This is a genomic window from Frateuria flava (genome assembly GCF_017837635.1).
In the GTDB taxonomy this organism is placed as follows: Bacteria; Pseudomonadota; Gammaproteobacteria; order Xanthomonadales; family Rhodanobacteraceae; genus Frateuria_A; species Frateuria_A flava.
The window spans coordinates 41,904-62,815 of sequence record NZ_JAGJRS010000018.1 but is presented as its reverse complement, the minus strand read 5'-3'; the positions used below and the strand labels follow the sequence as shown (position 1 = coordinate 62,815).

Sequence of the window (20,912 nt, the reverse complement as noted above, 5' to 3'; positions counted from 1 at the left end):
AGCGGTGGGCTCAAGCCCACCCTACGGATGGGCCGGAGCGACGCGCCATACGGTGTTACCCACGTCGTCTGCAACCAGCAGCGCGCCGTCCTTCGCCACCGCCACGCCGACCGGGCGCCCCTTCGCCTGGCCGTGCTCGTCCACGAAGCCGGTCAGCACGTCCCGCGGCGGACCGGCGGGCCGGCCGTCGGCGAACGGCACGAAGATCACCCGGTAACCGCTCAGCGGCTTGCGGTTCCACGAGCCATGCTGGCCCACGAACGCGCCGTTGCGGAATTGCGGCATGAGACCGGCGTCGTAGAACGCCAGGCCAAGCGAGGCGGTATGCGCGCCGAGTGCGTAGTCGGGCACCACGGCGCGCGCGACCCGCGCCGGATCCTGCGGCTGCACGCGCGTGTCCACGTGTGCGCCGTAATAGCTGTACGGCCAGCCGTAGAAGGCGCCCTCGCGCACCGCGGTCATGTAGTCCGGCACCAGGTCGCCGCCCAGTTCATCGCGTTCGTTGACTGCGACCCACAGCCCGCCGCTCTGTGGCTGCCAGGCCATGCCGACCGGGTTGCGCAGGCCGGTGGCGTACACCTGCGTCGCGCCGCTGGCCGGATCGATCTGCAGGATGCGCGCGCGGTCCCGCTCCACCGCCAGGCCGTTCTCGCCGACGTTGCTGTTGGAGCCGACGCTGACGTACAGCCGCTTGCCATCGGGGCTGGCGACCACGTTCTTGGTCCAGTGGTGGTTGATCGGACCGGCGGGCAGGTCGGCCACCTTGCTGCCCGTCGCGTCGATGCGCGTCTCCCCATCACGGTAGGCAAAGCGCAGCAGCGCATCGGTATCGGCCACGTACAGCGTGTCGCCCACCAGCGCCATGCCGAAGGGCGAGTGCAGGTGATCGAGCAGCACGCTGCGCGTATCGGCGATGCCGTCGCCATCGCTGTCGCGCAGCAGGGTGATGCGGTCGGCACTGGGTACGCCGGCGCCGGCGCGCTGCTGCACCCGCCGCATGATCCAGCCCTTGAGGCCCGTGGCGTCCTGCGGTCGCCGCGGTGCGTTGGTCTCGGCCACCAGCACGTCGCCATCGGGTAGCACGTAGAGCCGGCGCGGGTGATCGAGGTCGCGAGCGAAAGCCTGCACCTTCAGTCCGGGCGCGGCGACGGGTTGGCCACCCACCGGCCAGCCCCTTGCCGGTGCGATGTTCACCGTGGGAACAAGCGAGGGGTTGGGTGGCGGCAGCGTGGGTTCGGGGCCGATGCCGGCCGCCACCGGCAAGCGCGCACGCACACCGCAGGCGGCCAGCGCCAGCAGGCAGGGAAGCAGCCATAGCGGGCGGCGGAAGAGCGGCACCGGAAACGCCTCGTTGGGGGAGGGGCCAGTGGAGCGGTTGCGCCAGCAAGCTGGCGTGAACCGCCGGCCTGTCCCAGGTCATCGCCGGCGGCGTGCCCGTCGCTATCATGGACGCATGACTACGCTCCCCACGCCCGCCTTCCGCACGGCCAACGCGGCCGATATCCCCGCCATCGTCGCGCTGGTCGAGTCGGCTTACCGCGGCGACTCGGGCCGGCGCGGCTGGACCACCGAATCGGACCTGCTCGACGGCCAGCGCACCGACGCGGCCGATGTCGCCGATGCCATGGCCCGCCCCGACAGCCGCATCCTGCTGCTGGAGCGCGACGGCCGGCTGCTCGCCAGCTGCCACCTCGAGCGCAAGGGCGAGGCGGCGTACTTCGGCATGTTCGCGGTCGATCCGTCGTTGCAGGCCGGCGGCCTAGGCAAGCAACTGCTGGGCGAGGCCGAACGCATTGCGCGGCACGCGTGGGGTTGCCGTTTGATGGAAATGACGGTGATCGTGCAGCGTGAGGAGTTGATCGCGTGGTACGAACGCCGCGGCTATCGCCGCACCGGCGACTACAAGCCGTTTCCCTACGGCCAGGAGCGTTTCGGCATCCCGCGACGGGACGACCTGCGCTTCGAGGTGCTGGTGAAGGAACTGGCGGAGGTCGCGGCATGAGTCTGGCGGCGCAGGGCTGGGTGCGCGTGGGCGGGCAGGGCGAATTGCTGCCGGGCGAGTTCACCGTGGTGTTCGATGGCGATACGCCGATCGCCGTCTACAACATCGACGGGCAGCTGTACGCGATCGAAGATATCTGTACCCACGACGGTGGCGACCTCGCCGGCGGCGAGGTGTTCGGCTTCGAGGTCGAGTGTCCCCGACACGGCGCCCGCTTCGACGTGCGCACTGGCGCCGTCACCCGCCCGCCCGCGTACGAACCGATCGCCAGCTTCCCCGTGCGCGAGGACGAAGGTGCGGTCTGGACCCGCGACGACCGCTGAGCGCGCGCTGTGGCCATGGTGGCCGCTGCGTTCTGGAACATCCCCCCTCCGGGGAGAGGGCAGGGTGAGGGGTTGGGGCCCGCCTGAAGGGTCGGTCGTGCGGAACACAGGAACCGCCTAGCGAAAGCAGTGGGCTTCCCCGCAAGCGCGCCCCTCACCCCAACCCTCTCCCCGGAGGGAGAGGGAGCGGGGTTTTCGGTGATGTCCGGTGCCGCCGCATTCTTGAACCCTCTCCCCCTCGGGGAGAGGGCAGGGTGAGGGGCCGGGGCTCGCCTGAAGAGGCGGTCGTGCGGATCGCAGGAACCGCATCGCGGCAGGTAGTCGGCATCCCCGCAAGCGCGCCCCTTACCCCAACCCTCTCACAAGGGGGCTCGGATTTTCCGTCATCCGGGCTGGAGAGGAGCAGGGTGTGCCTTCGTCCGATTACTCTCTTTATCCAACCCTTCCCAGGTCGACGTGGGGAGCCAGGCCCATGACCTTTGGCCTATGTGCCCCTGTCAGCGGATGCCGCACGCTGCGCGCCTGCGGTGGCGCTTTTGGGGATGGCCGCCAGCGTCTTGGATCGCGGCGGGCCGGCGGCCTGCCAGACAGGGGGATCGTCAGATGAAACCGACCGTAACCGGATGGCTGGGCGCGCTCGCGTTGTGCGGCGCCACCGCCATGCCGGCGCTTGTGCATGCCCAGGCCCAGGCCGCGATGCCCGCGCCCGCGACCAGCGTCGCCACGCCGGCGCCCGTATTTACTCCAATTCCTTTTGCACCGGCCAATGCCTCCGCGCCGCAGGTGCCCAGCGCGCCGGACGCCTGGGGCGGCCCGCGCACCGGCAACGAGCCGACGCTGTCCGACCGCGTGGTGGACTATCGCATCGACGCCGCGCTGGACGCGGGCAAGCACGCGGTGAGCGGCAAGGAACAGCTGACCTGGCGCAACCGCAGTGACCGCGAAGTCCGCAGCATCTACGTGCACCTGTACCTCAACGCCTTCCAGAACGAGGGCAGCACGTTTTTCACCGAGCGCGAGATCCTTACCGCGCACAGCGGCTCGCGCGGTGCGGCGAAACTGGAGAAAGGCCAGTGGGGCTGGATCGACCTCAAGCAGGTCACCCAGAACGGCGCCGCGCTCAAGTGGACGTTCGTGCACCCCGATGGCGGTCCGAAGACCGACCAGACTGTCGCGCGCATCGACCTGGCCCAGCCGGTGCCCGCCGGCGGCTCGCTGACGCTGGACATCGACTTCCTCAGCCAGCTGCCGCGCGTGGTCGAGCGCACTGGCTGGTGGGGCGACTTCAACCTCGTGGCGCAATGGTTCCCGAAGATCGGCGTGCTCGAGCTGCCGGGCGAGCGCGGCGCCACGCAGGTGCGCTGGAACGTGCACGAGTTCCACTTCAACAGCGAGTTCTACGCGGACTTCGGCCGCTTCGACGTCACCCTGACCGTACCCAGCGACTACACCGTGGGTGCGGTCGGCGAGCAGCAGGGCGCACCGGTCACCGCCAACGGCAAGACCACCTACCACTACCTGCAGGGCGACGTGCACGACTTCGCCTGGGTGGCCGCGAAAGGCTACAAGGTGCTCGACGGCAGCTGGCAGGGCCCGGGCAGCCCGAAGGTGGCGCTCCGCGTGCTCTATCCGCCCGAGTACGCCGCCAGCGCGCAGCCGGTGCTCAAGGCCAGCACCGATTCGCTGACCTACTTCTCCGACACCCTCGGGGCCTATCCCTACCGCACGCTCACCGCGGTGGTGCCGCCGTACAACGCAAGCGAAGCGGGCGGCATGGAGTACCCGACCTTCTTCACCGCCGAAGGCTACAAGGACGTCACGCCGGGGACGGTCACCCAGTACGCGATCGACTTCGTCACCATCCACGAGTTCGGCCACGGCTACTTCTACGGCCTGCTCGCCTCGAACGAGTTCGAGGAACCGATGCTCGACGAGGGCCTCAACGAATACTGGGACCAGCGCATGCTGCGCGAGCGCGGGCAAGGCCTGGATCTCACCAACAGTCTGCTCCGGCGCACAGGTTTCGCCCCGTCGATCAGCGGTTTCGCGCTGGAGCGGATGAGCGCGGACCTGAAACAGCCCTACGACCCGCTCGGCGAGAACGCCTGGGACCGGCTCTCCAGCGGCAGCTACGGCACGGTCTACTCGCGCACGGCCACGGCGATGCATGACCTGGAAGAGCGGCTGGGCAAGGACGTCACCGAGCGCGCCTTCCGCGAGTATTACAAGCGCTGGCACTTCCGCCACCCGTCCGCCGCCGACCTGCGCGCGACGCTGATCGACGTCTCCGGCGACGCGAAGAACGTCAACGAGGTGTTCGACCAGTATGTCTACGGCACCGCGCACATCGATGACCGCGTGGCCAACATCGATAGCGAGGAAGTGCTGCCGCCGGCCGGCAGCACGGTGGCCAACGGCAAGCACACCGATGGCGACAGCACGGCGCAGGACAAGCGGATCGACAAGCAGCGCGAGGACTGGAAAAAGGCGCACCCGAACGCCAGGCCGGGCACCGGGCCGTTCCCGTGGCACAGCACGGTGAGCGTGGTGCGCGAGGGCGCGCCGGTACCGCAGACCCTGCGTGTCACCTTTGCCGACGGCAGCCACCAGGAGCTGCGCTGGAACGACGACCGGCGCTGGGCGCGCTTCGAGTTCACCGGCCCGAGCAAGGTGGTGTCGGCCGAGCTCGACCCGCAGCGCAGGATCTACCTGGATGCGAACAAGTTGAACGACAGTCGCACGGTCGAATCCAACGGCGCCGCCTCGCGCCGCTGGAGCGCCGATTTCGCTGCCCTCGTGCAGGCCTTCTACTCCCTGCTGGTGTCGCTGTGATGATGACCTCGACCCGACGTACCGATGTGGGCGCCGTGATGCTCGCGCCCGTGGCGGCCCTGCAGTGGCGCCTCCTGTTGTTGTGGCTGGTGCTGTTGCTGCTGCCCACGGCGCTGGCCGCGCTGCCGGTGTGGCGCACGCTGGCCGACCTGCTCGACCGCTCCGTGCATGCGGCCGACTGGGCCCAGCGCTTCGACGGGCTGGCTTTCGGCGACGTGGTGGACAAACTGGGCGACAGCGGCGCCGCACTGCACGGCTCGCTGCTGCTGGCGACCGTGTTCGCGCTGTTGCTCGGCCCGTTCCTGACCGGCATGACGGTGGCGACCGGACGTGCCGGCCGTGCGCTGGGCTTCGGCCAGCTGCTGCAGTCCGGCGTGATCGAGTACGGCCGCATGTTCCGCCTGATGCTGTGGTCGCTGCTGCCCTACGCCATCGCCATCGGCCTGGGTGCGATGGCGATCGGTGCCGCGCACAAGTCGGGCGAGCACGCGGTGTTGCAGAGCGCCGCCGACCGTTACACGAACACCGCGCTGTGGGTGCTCGCGGTACTGTTCGTGCTGGCCCATGCGACGGTGGAATCGGCCCGCGCCGCGTTCATCGTCGATCCCGGCCTGCGCTCGGCGACCCGTGCGCTGGGCCGCGGCTTCATGCAGCTGCTGCGCCGCCCGCTGGGTACGCTGCTCAGTTACCTGCTGATCGGCGCCATCGGCTCGGCGATCGCGCTGGCCTGCGGCGTGGGTCGCGTGCATACGCCGGCGGTGGGGCTGGGTGGCTTCCTGCTGGCATTGCTGTTCGCCGAACTGGCGGTGCTTGCCGTGGGCTGGATGCGCATCGCACGCCTGTTTGCGCTGGCCGCGGTCGGGCGCTCGCTGGCACCGCGCCGCGGCGGATTCACGCCGGCCCTGTAGGACGGACGACGGACGGGCGCGGCTGCAGGCGGAGCCGCGCCTGCCTCACCGCGCGGACGGAGGCCCGTGCCTACTCGTCCACATCCGGCAACGGCACCGCGATATGGCAGACCAGGCCGCTTTCGCGGTAGTCAAGGCTCACCGCACCGTTGCGCGCCGGGTTGAGGCTGCCCTCGATCAGGCGGGTGCCGAATCCCTTGCGGGCCGGCGGGCGCACCGGCGGACCGCCATGCTCGATCCAGTCCAGGTGCAGCATGCGCCGGCCGTTGGCCTCGGCCAGGCGCCAGTGGATGCGCACGCCACCACCGCGATCGCCCAGCGCGCCATATTTGATCGCATTGGTGGCCAGCTCGTGCAGCGCGATGGCGAACGACAGCGCGTTCTGCGGTGACAGCCGCACGCGCGGCCCCGCGACGTCGAAGCGCTCGCTTGCGAGGAACCCGTGCGAGCGGATCATCTGCTCGACCAGGTCGCCCAGCAGCGCGCTGTGCCAGTGTTCGCGGGTCAACACGTCATGCGCTTGCGACAGCGAGATCAGTCGCGCGTTGAACACCTCGGCGGCGCTCTCCACCGAGGTGGCGCCAGTGAAGGACTGCACCGCGAGCGACTGCACGATCGCCAGCGTGTTCTTCACCCGGTGGTTGAGCTCGTTGATCATGATGCGTTGTTGCTGCTCGGCAAGCTTGCTCTCGTGCACGTCGACCATCAGCCCGGGAAAGAACGTGGGCTTGCCGTCCTCGTCGTGTTCGCAGCGGCCGGAGGCCTCGACCCAGAGGTAGTCGCCGTCCGGCTGCCGGACCCGGTACTGGCAGCGGTAGGGCGTTCCGTGGCGGATGCTCTCGCCAAAGCGCACCTCCACTTCCGGTACATCCTGTGGATGGATGCGCTCCATGAAGAATTCGATCGGCACGCCGGCGGCGGCCTGCTCCGGGTCGATCGAGAAGGTGCGCGCGAAGCGGTGGTCGGCGGTGGCGCGGTTGGCGCGCACGTCCCACAGCCAGGTGCCGATGACCGCGCCGGCATCCAGTGCCCGCTCGACCTGTTCGCGGGCGCGGTGGTAGGCGCGCTCGGCGTTCATCCGCGCGGTGGTTTCCACCACGGTGGCGAGGAAGCCGCGCGGGACGCCCTCGGCATCGCGCAGCGGGATGTAGTCGAGGTCGAGCCAGACGTCCTCGGCGTGGCCGTTGCGGAACAGCACGAGCCGCTGGTCCTTGTAGGACAGTGGCTTCCCGGCCAGCGTCACCTCCAGCACGTGCCGGTTGAAGTCGGCTACCTCCGGCCACGCTTCAAGCACGTTGGTGCCGAGCAGGTAGGGATCCCGTCCGCCAGCGAAGTCGGCGTACGCATCGTTGTAGATCAGCTGCGCATCCGGCCCCCACGCCATCACCATGGGCAGGTTCGACGAGAGCATCAGGTCGACCACCGTGCGCAGCGGCTGGGGCCAGCGTTCGAGCGGGCCCAGCGCGGTGGCGCCCCAGTCGTATTCGCGTACCCGTCGGGCCATTGGCGAATCAGGGCGCATGCGTTCGTTCTCTTCCATGGAAGTGGCGCGTTGCTTGAACTATAGAGTGGCCCCAATGCAGGCCGCGTCATCGCTGCGGCGGCCGGCCAGGCGTACGCCTGCCGGCAGTACGGGCGGCTGGCGGTTCACTGCCCGCGCCCCGGCGGTCTTGCCGTCGCACCGGGACCTGACTGCCTGCTAGCTGCGCAGGCGCCCGTCGAGTTCGGCAAGGCGCGCGGGCGTCCCGACGTCGGTCCAGGCGCCGCGGTGGTGCGTGCCATGCACCCGGCCGCCGGCCATCGCGCGGCGCAGCAGCGGCGCGAGCTTGAAGCGTGGCGGCGTGGCTTCCGCGCCGGGCGCCTCGCCGATCGCCTGACGCCAGTCCTGCAGCAGCGTCGGGCGGTAGACGCCGATGCCGCTGAAGGTCAGCCGGGTGTGTGCGTCGCCATGCAGGATCCCGTGCACGTCCAGGCCGAAGTCGCCGCCCGGGTGATGGGCCGGATTGTCGACCATCACCAGGTGCGCCAAACCCTGCGGCTCGACCGGCAGCGATACGTAGTCGACGTCACTGTGGATGTCGCCGTTGACCGCGATGAAGGGCGCCTCGCCCAGCAGCGACAGCGCGTTGAGCATGCCGCCGCCGGTTTCCAGCGGCGTCGGGCCTTCGTACGCATAGCGGATGCGCAGGCCCCAGCGGCTGCCGTCGCCGAGTGCCTCGGGGAACTGCTCGGCCAGATGCGAGGTATTGATCACCACGTAGTGCACGCCGGCGGCGGCGAGCTTCTCCAGATGCCAGGCGACCAGCGGCTTGCCGCCGGCTTCGAGCAGCGGCTTGGGCGTGTGGTCGGTGAGCGGGCGCATGCGCTCGCCCAGGCCCGCGGCGAAGATCAGCGCGTGCCTCATGCGGTGGCCGGCACGGTGATGTCGCGCACGCCCACGCAGCGCTCGACCAGCGCGGCCAGGTCGGTAAGCTCCGGATAGCGGCGCGCGACGCCGAGCACGTAGCCGAGTACGCGCGGCAGGTCGGCGAGGTAGCCGCGCTTGCCGTCGCGGTACCAGAGCCGGCAGAAGATCCCGAGAACCTTGATGTGGCGCTGCAGGCCGATCAGGTCGAACCAGCGCTGGAAGCGCGCCGGGTCGACCGACGCATCGAGCAGGCCCGCCTGCTGCGCGCGCTGGCGGTACTGTTCGACCCATTGCGTCACGCGCGCCTCGTCCCAGGCGATGTAGCAGTCGCGCAGCAGCGAGGCCAGGTCGTAGGCGAGCGGGCCGTGCAAGGCGCCCTGGAAGTCGATGATGCCGGGGCTCCACAGCATCGGCGGCTTGGCCGCATCCCGGCGCTCCGCGCGCGGGTCGGCTTCGAGGAAGGGCGTGAGGCAAACCTTCCCCAGCGGGCCTGCCGGTCGGTCGTCGGTCCGCATGAGGTTGCGGCTGTGGAAATCGCGATGCACGAACACGCGCGGCTGCTCGGCGGCGCTGTGCAGCAGCACGGTGAAGGCCTGCTCGATCACGTCCCACTCCTCGCACTCGGGCGTGTAGCCGAGGTGGCGCTGCAGGAACCACTCGGGCATCAGTTCGAGTTCGCGCTGCAGGAAGGCGTGGTTGTAGGGCGGCAGGTCCGAGCCGTCGACGTGCGTCTGGATGCGCAAGAGGGCATCCATGGCCTTGCCGTAGAGCGCATCGGCGGTGTGCTCGTCCAGGCCGGAGAGGTAGTCCTGCCGGCCCAGGTCCTCGATGAGCAGGAAGCCCTGGGCCGGGTCCTGCGCCAGCACGACCGGAGCGCGCAATCCGGCCTCGCGCAGGCGTGCCCCGATGGCGACCCACGGCGCGGGATCTTCCAGCGCGGGTGGGGAATCCATGACGATCCAGCCATCCTCCTGCAGCGGCCGCCAGTAGCTGCGGAAGCTGGCATCGGACGAGGCCGGCGCCAGGGTCAGCGTGTCGTCGTGCAGTGTGGCGCGGGCCCAGTCCAGGCGGGCGGCGGCGCGGTCGGAGGCGGTCATGGGCAGGTCGGTCGCGGGCATCGCGTCAGCTTAGCGAGCCGGCGCGCGCGCGGTCCATCGGTGGGTGCCGCGGCTGGCTGGCGCAGGTTCATCCGGTGAGACGGCGCTTTGCGATACTCGCCATCACCTCAGATGTTGTTCTTCCGCTGGAGCCCCGTTCGCATGACCCGACGATCCGGAAGCGCCGACCTGCCGCTGCATGGCGGGCGCGTGCCGCGCTGGCTGGCGGACCGGATGACCCGGCTCGGCGCACTGATGGCCGAGGCGATCGTGCGCGAATACGGCCGCGACGAGTTCCTGCGCCGCCTGGCGCATCCCTTCTGGTTCCAGTCCTTCGGCGCGGTGATGGGCATGGACTGGCATTCCTCGGGCATCACCACCAGCGTGATCGGCGCGCTCAAGCGCGGCCTGGCGCCGCTGTCGAACGAACTGGGCATCCATGTCTGCGGCGGGCGCGGCAAGCACTCGCGCGCCACGCCCGGCGAACTGGTGGCGATCGGCGAAAGGGTCGGCTTCGACGGCGCGGCGCTGGCGGGCGCGAGCCGGCTGGTGGCCAAGGTCGACAGCGCCGCGGTGCAGGACGGCTTCGATCTCTACCTGCACGGCTTCGTGGTGACCGACGACGGCCAGTGGGTGGTGGTGCAGCAGGGCATGAATGGCGAGCGCCGGCAGGCGCGGCGCTATCACTGGCTGTCGGAAAACCTGAAGAGCTTCGTCGACGATCCGCACGCCGCGGTCGATGGGCCGGGGCAGGGACGCATCGTCAACCTGGCCGACCATCGCGCGCAGGCCTCGCGGCTGGCGCAGCTGGAACTGCTCGGCACGCTCGGGCCCGATGGCGTGGCGCGGGAGTTCAGCCGGATCGAAGGCAGGGCGGCGCCCGAGCCGCCGGTCGACGCACCGCTGCAACTGGGCCTGTTGCCCCACCTGGTGATGCCTGACCACCACGACGTGCGCGGCAGCGACGTCGTCACGCGCCGCCTGCATGGCGCACTCGCCGCCGCCGCGGAAAACGGCCCGCGCGACTTCACCGGGCTGCTGCAGGTGCCGGGCGTGGGCGCACGCACGGTGCGCGCGCTGGCGATGGTCGCTGAAGTGGTGCATGGCACGCCGTGCCGCTTCAGCGACCCGGCGCGCTTCTCGCTGGCGCACGGCGGCAAGGACCGCCATCCGTTCCCCGTGCCCACGCGCGTCTACGACCACACCATCGGTGTGCTGAAGTCCGCGGTGGAGAACGCCAGGCTGGGCCGCGACGAACAACTTTCGGCGATCAAGCGGCTCGATGAGCAGGCACGCCGGCTGGAGCGGCACGCCCGGGGGCCCTCGGTGGAGCAGTACATCGCCGAGGAGCGGCTGCGCTCGCACGAGTACGGCGGGCGCAGCGTGTTCGGCTGGGAGCCGCCCGCCGCCGCGCCGGTCGGGCACAAGAAGGCCTCGTGACGCTGTCGGGTGGGGTTGAGGCCCACCGCTTTTCTGGTGAGCGCCCGGTGGGCTGAAGCCCACCCTACGGGGTCATCGGATCACTCACGGTGCTTCGGCGAATCGCTGTCGTGGTCGCGCTGAAGGCGATGGGTTTGCCGGTCCAGTTCGTTTTCCACCGCGTCGCCGCGCGCGTTTTTCGCCTGGCCGGTGTAATCGCGGTCCAGTGCGCGGCGTGCGTCGTTGTCCCGTGTCGCCTTCTTGTCGTCGGCCATCGTCGGTCTCCTGCGATTGCAGGAAACCGTTGTACCGCCTCGCGCGTCGGTCACCCGTGCAGGGGCTGACTCAACCTTGTGAGGCCCGCGCCAGGCAGCGCTGGTAGCGGCCGTCGACGCGTTTGGCAAACCACGCGGTAGTGAGCTTGCGCGTGATCTTGGGGCTCTCCAGCCGGATGCGCGGCAGCATCGCGCGCGGCAGTGGCTTGCGTGCGCTGGCATCGGCCAGTTCGAACACGCGGGTGTACAGGGCGGTGCGCACGAAGTCGGGGCTTTCGCCTTCGGCCAGCGCGTCGTGAATGTCGCCCGGCTCCAGGTCCAGCCGCGCGGCCAGCGTGCGCGCGGCCCGCTCGGTGGCGCCGATGCCGCCGTCGTACCGGATCAGGTCGCCGTCGAAATCGAGCGGGATGCCGGTGGCGACGCTCAGTGCGTTCTGGAATGCCGCATTGCGGCTGGCGTACCAGCCGGCGTTGTAGTCGGCGAACCGGTAGACCATCTGCGGATAATCGGCCGGGTAGGCGAGCAGGTGGGCGATGCCGAAATACAGGCCGCCGCGGCGGCTGAACACCTCGTGGCGGATGGTCCCGTCCACCGGGTACGGATAGGTGTGGTCGTCGGCGAAATCCTCGGCGAAGGCCACGCTCACCTGCATCGGGCCGCCGGTGTGCACCGGGTTGTCGACGCCCAGCAGGCGGCGGCCCAACGGCACCATGCCGATGAAGTCCTCGTACAGGCGGCTCAGTTCGCGCTCGGTGCGCACGGCGGCCAGGCGGTCGCCGTAGCTTTTGCCGTCGGGGGACTTGAGCGCCAGCGCGGCGCGAACCAGCAACTGCGGCACATGGTGGGCGGCGGCGCGGCGGTCGATTTCCTTGCGTGCGATGGCGCCCAGGCCAGGGACCACCGGTTCGGCGTGGTAATTCGATTCCTGCGCCGCGACGGCGAGGGTGGCGCAGAGGTTGCTGGCGGTCGGTTCGATGTCGAGCGCGGAGAAGGCCGCGTAGATGTCTGTCGCCCAGCCGGCGCGGTCGGCGGTGTCGCCGGGCAGCAGGCGCACGATCTGTGCGCGTACCTCGTCGGGGCGGCGCTGCGGCGCTTCCACACGCGGACGCGCGCAGCCGGCGATCAGGGCCAGCAGCGCAAGCAGGACGACGGCGCGGGCGGGCGTTCGGATACGCATCCGGCCTAGGGTGCCGTAGCGCTCGCCAATGGCGACTGAAGGCGGTCGCGGGGTGGGCTTCAGCCCGCCAGCGCTGGCCGCGGAGGGCGGAGGGCCGAAGCCCACCTACGACCGCCCGGCCTGGCGCCGACGCCGTTTCCAGCGCAGCCAGCGGCGCTCCAGCACGATCAGCGACCAGCGCGTGGGGCGGCGCAGGAACGGCAGGTCCTGCGCCAGCAGCAGCACGCCTAGCGGCAGCATCCACAACCCCAGCAGCGGCAGGAAACTGAAGAAACCGCCCACGATGAGAAGCACGCCCACCGGAATGCGCAGCCAGCGCGACGAGGGCGCGCGCAGCCAGCGCAGGGGCGAGGCGATCCAGCGCGGCAACCGCCGTTCGAAGCGATCGAGGTGACGGTTGAGACGGTCGATGTCCTTGATCACCCCGAACTCCGCTGGAGACTGCCCGTCATTCGACTACGCGCGGAAGGTAAAGGCCAGCACACGCGCGGCCGCCCGTTCAGCGACGGCCGCGCATGAGATGGATGAACCAGCCCATGCCGACGAGCCCGGCGGCCAGCCCGGCGCCCGCACCCCACAGCGCGCCCCGCGTGCCGCCCGCGGCGTAGCCGATGCCGAAGCCGAGCAGGAAGCACAGTGGAACCGGAAGGCAGCCCATGGAGTGAGGATGTGGGCGCGGCTTGGGCCGGGTTCAACCGCACGGCGGAAGTGGCCTGCATCACGCCGGCATCGGCGGATGGTGGGAGCGCGCGCGGGTTTGGTTAGTATCGGGGCACCTTGCTGGGGAGATGCGCCATGAAGCGGCTGATGGTCGGATTGATCGTCCTCGTGCTGGCCCTGGTCGTGCTGGCCGGTGCCGCGCTGCTGCTGGTGGATGCCAACCACTTCCGTCCGCAGATCCAGGCCTCGCTGGGCAAGGCGCTGGGTCGCGAGGTGAGCATCGGCACGTTGCACATGTCCGTGTGGACCGGTTCGCTGGAGGCGGACGAGATCCGCATTGGCGACGATCCCCGGTTTGGCAAGCAACCGTTCGTCAGCGCCCGCTCGCTGGATCTGGGCGTGGAGCTGTGGCCGTTGCTGGTCCACCGCCAGTTGCACATCACCTCGCTCACGCTCGACCAGCCGGTGGTGCGCCTGCTGCAGAACCGCAAGGGCGACTGGAATTTTGCTGGGCTCGGCGGTACGCCGGCGCCAGCGGAAAACGGCGCGGCCGGGGCGCCGGGCGGGCTCACCGTCGACCGGCTGCGCATCAACGACGGCCGCATCGAACTGACCCGCATGGCCGGCGACCGCAAGGTCTACGACCACGTGCAGCTGAGCGCCGACCACGTCGGCACGCAGGCGGCCTTTCCGTTCGAGCTCAAGGCCGACATCGCCGGCGGCGGCACGCTGGCGCTGGACGGCAGGCTCGGTCCCTGGCAGTCGGGCAACGCCGTGCTGACGCCGGTCGATGCGCACCTGGCGATGCACGACCTGGACCTGGTCGGCGCCGGGTTGATGGCACGCGACAGCGGCGTCGGCGGCGTGCTCGACCTGGACACGCAGATCGCCTCGGCCAAGGGCGTGCTGCGCTCGAAGGGCCGCATCGATGCGCGCAAGCTGCAACTGGTGGCCTCCGGGTCGCCCTCGCCGCAGCCGTTGCGTATCGACTACCAGGCGGACTACCGGCTGGATAACGGCACCGGGCGCATCGCCGACACGGTGCTGCATGCCGGCGCGGCGCAGTTGTCCATCGGGGGGAGCTTCGACAACCGGCCCGCGGTGATGCGCATGGATCTGAAGGTGAAGGGCGCGCGCCAGCCGATCGACGACCTGCAGCCGCTGCTGCCGGTGTTCGGCGTGATCCTGCCCAAGGATTCGCGGCTGGCCGGTGGCACCGCCAGCATGGATCTGACCGTGCGCGGGCCGCTCGATGCGCTGGTGATCCACGGGCCGGTCTCGCTCGACGGCACGCGGCTGGCCGGCTACAGCCTGGGCGACAAGCTCGGCGGCGCGCTGGCACTGGCCGGCATTAACGCGCCCAGGGACACCGTGATCCAGCATGCCGAGGCGATGCTGACCATCTCGCCCAAGGGCATCGATGCCAATCCGGCCAAGGCGCAGATCGCGCAGCTCGGCAGCTTCACGGGCAAGGGCCGCATGGCCGCCGACGGCGCGCTCGATTTCCGCATGCTGGTCAAACTTGACGAGGGCGTCACCGGCGCGGGCCAGGCCGGCCAGGGCCTTGCCGGCCTGCTGGGCGGATCGAAGGCTGGCGGCGCGCTCGGCGGCCTGATCAAGGGCATGAGCACCAACGGCGTGGGCGTGCGCGTCGGCGGCACCGCTAGCGCGCCCAGCTTCAAGCTCGACCCGAAGGCGGCGGTCGGCCTGCTCGAAGCGGGCACGCGCAGCGACAGCACCCAGCCGGCGTCGAAGCCACCAGCCGACAGCGGCAAGGACATGCTCAACAACCTGCTGCAGAACGCGCTCAAGCCCAAGCAGCCGACCTCGGGGCATTGAACGTGAGCGATGGAGCAGGCGCCGATTTCATCGTGGTCGGCGCCGGCCCGGCTGGCTGCGCAGTGGCCGCGCGGTTGGCCGACGCGCCGGGACGGCCGACCGTGTGCCTGGTCGAGACCGGGCCGTCCACGCCCTCGTGGCTCAGCCGCGTACCGATGGGCATCGCCGCGCTGGTGCCGTTCCGCAGCCGGCACAACTACGCCTACCAGACGGTGCCGCAGGTGCACCTGGGCGGACGCCGCGGCTACGTGCCGCGCGGGCGTGGCGTCGGCGGCAGCAGCCTGATCAACGCGATGATCTGCACCCGCGGCCAGCCGGAGGACTACGACGGATGGGCCACGCTCGGCTGCACCAGCTGGAGCTGGCGCGACGTGCTACCCGTGTTCCGTGGCATCGAGGACAACCAGCGCGGCGCCGATGACTGGCACGGCATCGGCGGGCCGCTGCCGGTCAGCGACCTGCGCTCGCCCAGCCCCATGAGCCGCGCGTTCGTGGAGGCAGCGGTGCAGTGCGGCTATCCGCGCAACGACGACTTCAACGGGCCGCGCCAGGAGGGCGTGGGCCTCTATCAGGTGTACCAGCGCGACGGGCGCCGGGTCGACGCGGGGCGCGCGTACCTGGGCGACGGCAAGGCGCGGCCGAACCTGCGCGTGCTGGCCGGGCGGCCGGTGCAGCGCATCCTGTTCGATGGCCATCGCGCGGGCGGCGTGCTGGTCGGCGGCCAGCGCATGCAGGCGCGGCGCGAGGTGGTCGTCTGTGCCGGCGCAATCGGCTCGCCGCAACTGCTGATGCTCTCCGGCATCGGCCCGGGCGCGCACCTGCGCGAGCTCGGCATCGGGGTGCTTCGTGACGCGCCGGACGTGGGCGAGAACCTGCAGGACCACATCGACTACACCGCCAACCTGCGGCTACGCGCCGAAGGCCTGTTCGGCATGAACCCGGCGACCCTTGCGCGCATGGCCGCCAGTGCCGGCGCCTATCGCCATCGCGGCGAGGGCATGCTGACCAGCAACGCGGCGGAGGCGGGCGGCTTCCTGCGCAGCCGCCCGGACGTCGGCCGGCCTGATCTCCAACTGCACTTCTGCATCGGCATGGTGGACGACCACAACCGCCGCATGCACCTGTCCACCGGCATGGCCTTGCACGTGTGCGTGTTGCGACCGGCCAGCCGCGGACGCGTGCGGCTGGCGCGTGCGGACGTTGGCAAGGCCCCGCTGATCGATCCGAACTTCCTGTCCGCGCCGGAAGACAGGGAGCTGCTGGTCGAGGGCGCACGCATCGTCCGGCGCATCCTTGCCGCGCCGGCACTCGCGGCCTACGGTGCGCGGCCGCTCTACGGCACCGGCAGCGAGGACGACGAGGGATTGCGCGCGCTGATCCGTGCGCACGCCGACACCATCTACCACCCGGTCGGCACCTGCCGCATGGGCGCCGACCCGCGCGCGGTGGTCGATCCGCAACTGCGCGTGCGCGGCGTGCAGGGCCTGCGCGTGGCCGACGCGTCCGTCATGCCCACGCTGATCAGCGGCAATACCGAGGCGCCGTCGGCGATGATCGGCGAGATGGCGGCGAAGTTCCTGCTGGCGGACAACGCCTGACGCGGGGCCGGGTGCATGGCCTGCAGGAGCGCCCTTGGGCGCGACCGGAAGACATGCGCGAGAAACAGCCCAAGCCGGTCGCGGCAACTCGGCGTTGCCGGGCCATCGGTCGTGCCCGAGGGCGCTCCTACAAGGTGCTCGTCATTTTGCGGTGATGGCACGCGCGCGCTGCAGGTGGTCGCGCAGCATCGGCAGGCCTTCCTCGGCGATCTGCCGTAGCTTCGGGTTGTGACCGTCGTTCGTGGCGCGCTCGTAGAGGGGAATGATCTTCTGGTGCTCCGCGACCATCATCCCGGCGAACGCCTGGTCCAGCGCCTCGCCCTTCAACTGCTGCAGGCGCAGCTTGTCCTAGGTCACGTCCTTCGCGGGCGTACCGTGGGCCTGGCCGTGCGCCTTCTTCGCCACCGAGAAATCGGTGAACTTGCGGTTCAGCGACTCGTGGTCGTCGATGATGTGGTTGGCCAGTTCGCGCACCTGCGCCGACGAGGAGCGGTCGCGCGCGACTTTCGCCAGTTCGATCTGCATCGAGTTGTCGGCCGTGGCCTTGGCCACGAAAGCCTGTTCCTGCTTGTCCAGTGTGGGCGTATCGGTGGCAAGCGCGGGCAGCACCAGCGCGGTCAAGGCGAGCGAGAGCAGGCCGCGGGCGAGGAAGGGCGGTAGGGAAGGCAGCTTCATGGGCGGGTCCGGCTTCAGGCGGGTATCCGACGCTAGCCAATCGGTCGGCAACGCCCGCTCTAGGGGCCGTGAATGCGTGGGTAACGGCAGCGTCTTGTGCCGCCGCGGCCAGGCCGATACGGTCGGGTCTTGCGCCTTCCCTTGGAGCTGCCATGTCCGTCCAGGTTCGTCAGGCCACCGTCCATGACCTCGACACGCTGGTGCCATTGTTCGACGGCTACCGGCAGTTCTACGCCCAGCGGTCCGATCCGGAAGGGACACGTGCATTCCTGCGGGCGCGTTTCGCGCACCACCAGTCGGTGATCCTGCTGGCCTTGGATGTCCGCGGTGTGGGGCTCGGTTTCACCCAGCTCTACCCGTTGTTCTCCTCGGTGCGGATGGCGCGCACCTATCTGCTCAACGACCTGTTCGTGTCGCCACTGGCGCGCCGCCAGGGCGTGGCGGCAGCGCTGCTGCGCGAAGCGGCGGCGCATGCGCGTGCCTTGGGTGCGGCGAGCCTGTCGTTGTCGACCGCGCTGGACAACGCACCGGCGCAGGCGCTGTACGAATCCCAGGGCTGGGAACGCGATCGCCAGTTCTGCGAATACACGCTCAGGCTTTGACCGCCAGCTCAGTGCACGGCACGGTCGGAGCCGGCAACACCCACCACACAAACGGGCGAGCCCATGGCACGGGCGAGGTTGCGGCCGCCAGGAACGCGGATGCGCTTATGCTGGTTCTTCTGCCCCGCACCCAAAAGCCATGCTCTATCTCGCTTCGCAATCCCCCCGCCGCCGCGAGCTGCTGCAGCAGCTCGGCATCGCCTACACGACACTGGACGTGGAGGTGGCCGAGGTACGCGCCCAGGGCGAGTCGCCGCAGGAGTACGTCAGCCGGGTCGCCCGGGACAAGGCGCAGGCCGGCTTCGCTCTGGTCGCCGATGCGGCGGATGTGCTGGTGATCGGCTCGGACACCGAGGTCGTGCTGGACGGTGAGGTGTTCGGCAAGCCGGCGGACGCGGGACAGGCGGGCGCCATGTTGCGGCGTCTGTCCGGTCGTGCCCATGCGGTGATCTCGGCGGTATGGGTCGTGGGGGCGCAGCAGCAGGGATGCGAGGTGTGCGTCTCCAACGTGCGCTTTGCCCGGCTGGACGCCGCCACCATCGACGCCTATGTCGCGACCGGCGAACCGTTCGGCAAGGCAGGCGGCTACGCGATCCAGGGGCGCGGTGCTGCGCTGGTGGAACACCTGGAGGGAAGCTACTCGGGAGTGATGGGGCTGCCGTTGTTCGAGACGGCGCGATTGCTGCGTGGCTTCGGCGTCCTGCCGGGGCGAGTCTGCCCGCAGTAGCTCAGCAGCACAGATCCAGCGTGTTCTACGCAGGGCGCTTTGGCTACCTTCGCTTCGAGGGTGGGCCGCCTGGCAAGCCTTGTGTGGCCGTGGCCGGGCGCACTGCGGGCGCCTTGGGGAGCCCTCCCCGCCCCGTCCCTCTCCCTTCTCCGGACGTTGTTGCCGCGAAAGCGGGGATTCCATCCCGCTTTAGCTGGTCGAAGCCAGGATGGATGGCCAGCATTCGCTGTGAAACGCGCCTCGCGCTTTCGCGCAAATGACGTCTGGTTGAGCCGGTCGATGCTCTCTCTTAGTTTGACGCTGGTCAGGCTCCCCGAGAGATGCACCTGCCAGGAGGCGTCTAGGGCTGGACGACGAGGTATTGGCCCTGGGTGCCGCTGCGTCGCGGGCGGGGGCCGATCCTGACGCATAGCGCCCGGCTGTCGGGGCAGCGCACCAGCGTACCCGAATGCACCGCCTGGAGGACATCGTCTCCCAGGGTGGCGGCGCGCAGGTTCCGCCACGCCATATAGCCACTGCCGCCTGCCGCCAGTACCGCTCCCACGAGCAACGCAAGCAGCCCCCGGCGAACCAGCGACTGCTGGGCCAGGGTGAGCAGCTTACGCTGTTCGGCCAGGGCATCGGCGGCCCACTTCGCCGCTTCCGCACTCTGGCGCAACTGTGCGTCCAGCGGGGTGAGTGCCTGGCGGGTGGCGCCTGCGATGCTGTCGCGGGCCTGCGTACCGAGGGTCTCCAGCATCCTGCGGGAAAAGTCGTCCCCGCCTTCGGCCCAGCGTTGCGCACTGCGATCGAGCGTCGTCGCGCTGGCGTCGATGCGCTGCAGCGCGCCACGGCTGCGCGTGTCGAGTTGTTCGGCGATCACCGCGAGCTTGACCAGCAGTTGCTTTACGTCGTCGATGTTGCTGCCATCCATGGCATTTCCTCCGGTTGAATCAGCGTTCCATGGCAGCCGCCGTCACCGGCTCCGCAGCCTGTCCTTGATAGCTGAGCGCAAGCTCCGGGAGCGGCACCGCCTGGCTGTATTGCTGGATCTCGCGCCACCAGGCGCTCCCCTGCGGCGATTGCAGGTAATCGCCGGCCACGGCGTCCATCGCACGATCATCCTGCCTGAGTGCGGCCTGGTAGAGGCGCTCGACCATGGCGTCGACCGGATCGGCGGTGGCAGCTTTGGCCGGCTCCTGCGCCGTCTCCGGGATGGCGCCAGGCACCGGGCTGATCGCGACCGAACGGAAGTTGAACCCGCGGCTGAGTACCTCATCGCGTGGCTCGGCATTGTAGGGATCGCCCGTGACGCGATAGCCGTGGTGGTGGTGTTTGGGAGCTTCCAGCGTGTGGTAGCCCTCCGGCTTGAGGCGGTCCACCTCGTTCCACGCCCGGAAGAGAGGATTGCCCTCGGTCGATCGGTGCACCACGTTGAGCCGGGAGTCGGTCGGCTCGGGCGACTTTGCGAGGAAAGGCCGGTCGCTCAGCGCGTTGAGGTAGTCGACCATCAGGTTACCGCTGCGGATGCTCAGCCCATCGAGCAGGTAGCCGCCTCCGACATCCGAGTGCGCACCCGGAACCAGCACACCGAGGAAGCGCCCGTCCGGCGTCAGGCCCGGATCGATGATGTGGTCTGACTTGAACAGCCCGCGATGCTCGTCCCTGGAGAATATCTGGACGCCCGAGATTACCGAGGGCGGCAACCGGCGGTCGTAATCGTTGACCGGCGCGCCCGTGCCGACCGGATCGAACAAGCCCACGACCTGCGCCACTTTGCCGGGCGGGACGAGCGGCGGCCTGGTGTACTCGACGTGCTTGATGTTGCCATGGGAGTCGCGGGTGTAAATGGCGCCTGCTGGGTTCTGGATGCCGCGTTCCTGCACGACTCGGGCAAAACTGGCGTCTTCTTCCCCGCCGCGGCTGAAACCAATGCCTACCACTCTGATTTGTGCCTCGGGGTCTTCACGCATCCAATCGCGGGCTTTCCTGATGAACATGTCGTACATCTTTTCGACGCGGACCTCGTGCGTGTAACCGATCGCGCCGTCGAGGAGCCGAACGAACCGATTCTCCTGAGTGCCGGGGCCGGGGAGATAGCCCTCTGCAATTCGCGCGTTGCCTTTGGCTGCGAGTTCTTCAACCTGTTCATCGATCTTCGCTACGTTGGTGGCGTGTAGGGGGTCGTTGTATTTATCGTTGCCAGTGCCGTCGAACGCCGCGAGGTAGAGGCGCTCGTGCGGATTGTCGGCGTGCATAAGAACCGGCGCCTTGAAGTTCGACAGTTCCGCACTGGCGTTTTGATACAGCTGCATGTCGCTTGAGCTGGCTGTATACGTGGAGACGCCGTCCTCCGGCAAATCGTTCATGCTTTTGTTGGCCATCCCTGGCT

Annotated in this window: 19 protein-coding genes and 1 pseudogene; 9 read left to right on the top strand and 11 right to left on the bottom strand. The window is 69.5% G+C overall.

All coding sequences use genetic code 11. The features are described from left to right. Positions 1-21 precede the first annotated feature (21 nt). Positions 22-1,338, bottom strand: a complete 1,317-nt coding sequence (locus tag J7I44_RS09085; protein ID WP_342451888.1) for a PQQ-dependent sugar dehydrogenase — start codon at positions 1,336-1,338, stop codon at positions 22-24. Here J7I44_RS09085 and J7I44_RS09080 point away from each other — a divergent pair. From J7I44_RS09080 to J7I44_RS09065, 4 genes are all read left to right on the top strand, one after another. Further along, positions 1,244-2,002, top strand: coding sequence for a GNAT family N-acetyltransferase (locus J7I44_RS09080; RefSeq protein ID WP_209619251.1), 759 nt, complete (start codon positions 1,244-1,246; stop codon positions 2,000-2,002). The two genes, J7I44_RS09085 and J7I44_RS09080, sit on opposite strands and share 95 nt — an antisense overlap. Continuing rightward, the gene (locus J7I44_RS09075; protein WP_209619249.1) at positions 1,999-2,325 is read left to right on the top strand and encodes a non-heme iron oxygenase ferredoxin subunit; all 327 of its coding nucleotides are present in this window, start codon (positions 1,999-2,001) and stop codon (positions 2,323-2,325) included. The genes J7I44_RS09080 and J7I44_RS09075 overlap by 4 nt, the downstream gene beginning before the upstream one ends. 603 nt (positions 2,326-2,928) lie before the next feature. After that, on the top strand, positions 2,929-5,157 hold the full coding sequence (locus tag J7I44_RS09070; RefSeq protein WP_209619246.1) for a M1 family metallopeptidase: 2,229 nt from the start codon (positions 2,929-2,931) through the stop codon (positions 5,155-5,157). Continuing rightward, positions 5,157-6,065 (top strand): hypothetical protein, encoded by a 909-nt coding sequence (locus tag J7I44_RS09065; protein WP_209619244.1) that lies wholly within the window; start codon positions 5,157-5,159, stop codon positions 6,063-6,065. The genes J7I44_RS09070 and J7I44_RS09065 overlap by 1 nt, the downstream gene beginning before the upstream one ends. A 70-nt stretch (positions 6,066-6,135) precedes the next feature. Here J7I44_RS09065 and J7I44_RS09060 read toward each other — a convergent pair whose 3' ends face one another. The 3 genes from J7I44_RS09060 to J7I44_RS09050 form a co-directional block, all read right to left on the bottom strand. Then, positions 6,136-7,605, bottom strand: a complete 1,470-nt coding sequence (locus tag J7I44_RS09060) for a sensor histidine kinase (RefSeq protein ID WP_209619242.1) — start codon at positions 7,603-7,605, stop codon at positions 6,136-6,138. Between the two features lie 159 nt (positions 7,606-7,764). Further along, positions 7,765-8,469: an N-acetylmuramate alpha-1-phosphate uridylyltransferase MurU gene (gene murU, locus J7I44_RS09055; protein WP_209619240.1), complete on the bottom strand. Its 705-nt coding sequence runs from the start codon at positions 8,467-8,469 to the stop codon at positions 7,765-7,767. Further along, positions 8,466-9,569, bottom strand: coding sequence for an aminoglycoside phosphotransferase family protein (locus J7I44_RS09050; protein WP_209619239.1), 1,104 nt, complete (start codon positions 9,567-9,569; stop codon positions 8,466-8,468). The genes murU and J7I44_RS09050 overlap by 4 nt, the downstream gene beginning before the upstream one ends. A gap of 162 nt (positions 9,570-9,731) precedes the next feature. Between J7I44_RS09050 and J7I44_RS09045 the strand changes: the two genes are divergently transcribed. After that, on the top strand, positions 9,732-11,009 hold the full coding sequence (locus J7I44_RS09045) for a DUF763 domain-containing protein (RefSeq protein ID WP_209619238.1): 1,278 nt from the start codon (positions 9,732-9,734) through the stop codon (positions 11,007-11,009). Between the two features lie 80 nt (positions 11,010-11,089). Here J7I44_RS09045 and J7I44_RS09040 read toward each other — a convergent pair whose 3' ends face one another. The 4 genes from J7I44_RS09040 to J7I44_RS09025 form a co-directional block, all read right to left on the bottom strand. After that, a complete protein-coding gene (locus tag J7I44_RS09040) occupies positions 11,090-11,263 on the bottom strand; it encodes a hypothetical protein (RefSeq protein ID WP_209619237.1) in 174 nt (57 codons plus the stop codon). Positions 11,264-11,333: 70 nt separating this feature from the next. Next, positions 11,334-12,440 (bottom strand): DUF1615 domain-containing protein, encoded by a 1,107-nt coding sequence (locus J7I44_RS09035; protein ID WP_209619236.1) that lies wholly within the window; start codon positions 12,438-12,440, stop codon positions 11,334-11,336. A gap of 105 nt (positions 12,441-12,545) precedes the next feature. Continuing rightward, the gene (locus J7I44_RS09030) at positions 12,546-12,863 is read right to left on the bottom strand and encodes a hypothetical protein (RefSeq protein ID WP_209619234.1); all 318 of its coding nucleotides are present in this window, start codon (positions 12,861-12,863) and stop codon (positions 12,546-12,548) included. Between the two features lie 76 nt (positions 12,864-12,939). Then, the gene (locus J7I44_RS09025) at positions 12,940-13,098 is read right to left on the bottom strand and encodes a hypothetical protein (RefSeq protein ID WP_209619232.1); all 159 of its coding nucleotides are present in this window, start codon (positions 13,096-13,098) and stop codon (positions 12,940-12,942) included. A gap of 137 nt (positions 13,099-13,235) precedes the next feature. On the opposite strand from J7I44_RS09025, the gene J7I44_RS09020 reads away from it, so the two are divergent. Together J7I44_RS09020 and J7I44_RS09015 are read left to right on the top strand one after the other, a co-directional pair. Then, positions 13,236-14,939, top strand: coding sequence for an AsmA family protein (locus J7I44_RS09020; RefSeq protein WP_209619230.1), 1,704 nt, complete (start codon positions 13,236-13,238; stop codon positions 14,937-14,939). A 2-nt stretch (positions 14,940-14,941) separates the two neighbouring features. Beyond that, positions 14,942-16,537 (top strand): GMC family oxidoreductase, encoded by a 1,596-nt coding sequence (locus J7I44_RS09015; protein WP_209619228.1) that lies wholly within the window; start codon positions 14,942-14,944, stop codon positions 16,535-16,537. A gap of 141 nt (positions 16,538-16,678) precedes the next feature. Here the strand turns inward: J7I44_RS09015 and J7I44_RS16825 are convergent. After that, positions 16,679-17,212, bottom strand: a pseudogene (locus J7I44_RS16825) (DUF4142 domain-containing protein). A 152-nt stretch (positions 17,213-17,364) separates the two neighbouring features. Here J7I44_RS16825 and J7I44_RS09000 point away from each other — a divergent pair. After that, the gene (locus J7I44_RS09000; RefSeq protein WP_209619218.1) at positions 17,365-17,814 is read left to right on the top strand and encodes a GNAT family N-acetyltransferase; all 450 of its coding nucleotides are present in this window, start codon (positions 17,365-17,367) and stop codon (positions 17,812-17,814) included. A gap of 139 nt (positions 17,815-17,953) precedes the next feature. After that, positions 17,954-18,541, top strand: a complete 588-nt coding sequence (locus J7I44_RS08995) for a Maf family protein (RefSeq protein ID WP_209619215.1) — start codon at positions 17,954-17,956, stop codon at positions 18,539-18,541. Between the two features lie 340 nt (positions 18,542-18,881). On the opposite strand, the gene J7I44_RS08990 is transcribed toward J7I44_RS08995, so the two are convergent. Together J7I44_RS08990 and J7I44_RS08985 are read right to left on the bottom strand one after the other, a co-directional pair. Continuing rightward, the gene (locus tag J7I44_RS08990; RefSeq protein WP_209619210.1) at positions 18,882-19,454 is read right to left on the bottom strand and encodes a hypothetical protein; all 573 of its coding nucleotides are present in this window, start codon (positions 19,452-19,454) and stop codon (positions 18,882-18,884) included. Between the two features lie 19 nt (positions 19,455-19,473). Beyond that, positions 19,474-20,904 (bottom strand): phospholipase effector Tle1 domain-containing protein, encoded by a 1,431-nt coding sequence (locus tag J7I44_RS08985; RefSeq protein ID WP_209619207.1) that lies wholly within the window; start codon positions 20,902-20,904, stop codon positions 19,474-19,476. Between the last annotated feature and the right edge of the window lie 8 nt (positions 20,905-20,912).

Coding starts and splice junctions, on each gene's coding strand:
- J7I44_RS08990 (WP_209619210.1), bottom strand. CDS start 19,454: ATGGATGGCAGCAACATCGACGACGTAAAGCAACTGCTGGTCAAGCTC.
- J7I44_RS08995 (WP_209619215.1), top strand. CDS start 17,954: ATGCTCTATCTCGCTTCGCAATCCCCCCGCCGCCGCGAGCTGCTGCAG.
- murU (WP_209619240.1), bottom strand. CDS start 8,469: ATGAGGCACGCGCTGATCTTCGCCGCGGGCCTGGGCGAGCGCATGCGC.
- J7I44_RS08985 (WP_209619207.1), bottom strand. CDS start 20,904: ATGGCCAACAAAAGCATGAACGATTTGCCGGAGGACGGCGTCTCCACG.
- J7I44_RS09080 (WP_209619251.1), top strand. CDS start 1,244: ATGCCGGCCGCCACCGGCAAGCGCGCACGCACACCGCAGGCGGCCAGC.
- J7I44_RS09050 (WP_209619239.1), bottom strand. CDS start 9,569: ATGACCGCCTCCGACCGCGCCGCCGCCCGCCTGGACTGGGCCCGCGCC.
- J7I44_RS09000 (WP_209619218.1), top strand. CDS start 17,365: ATGTCCGTCCAGGTTCGTCAGGCCACCGTCCATGACCTCGACACGCTG.
- J7I44_RS09065 (WP_209619244.1), top strand. CDS start 5,157: ATGATGACCTCGACCCGACGTACCGATGTGGGCGCCGTGATGCTCGCG.
- J7I44_RS09035 (WP_209619236.1), bottom strand. CDS start 12,440: ATGCGTATCCGAACGCCCGCCCGCGCCGTCGTCCTGCTTGCGCTGCTG.
- J7I44_RS09070 (WP_209619246.1), top strand. CDS start 2,929: ATGAAACCGACCGTAACCGGATGGCTGGGCGCGCTCGCGTTGTGCGGC.
- J7I44_RS09025 (WP_209619232.1), bottom strand. CDS start 13,098: ATGGGCTGCCTTCCGGTTCCACTGTGCTTCCTGCTCGGCTTCGGCATC.
- J7I44_RS09060 (WP_209619242.1), bottom strand. CDS start 7,605: ATGGAAGAGAACGAACGCATGCGCCCTGATTCGCCAATGGCCCGACGG.
- J7I44_RS09075 (WP_209619249.1), top strand. CDS start 1,999: ATGAGTCTGGCGGCGCAGGGCTGGGTGCGCGTGGGCGGGCAGGGCGAA.
- J7I44_RS09020 (WP_209619230.1), top strand. CDS start 13,236: ATGAAGCGGCTGATGGTCGGATTGATCGTCCTCGTGCTGGCCCTGGTC.
- J7I44_RS09045 (WP_209619238.1), top strand. CDS start 9,732: ATGACCCGACGATCCGGAAGCGCCGACCTGCCGCTGCATGGCGGGCGC.
- J7I44_RS09040 (WP_209619237.1), bottom strand. CDS start 11,263: ATGGCCGACGACAAGAAGGCGACACGGGACAACGACGCACGCCGCGCA.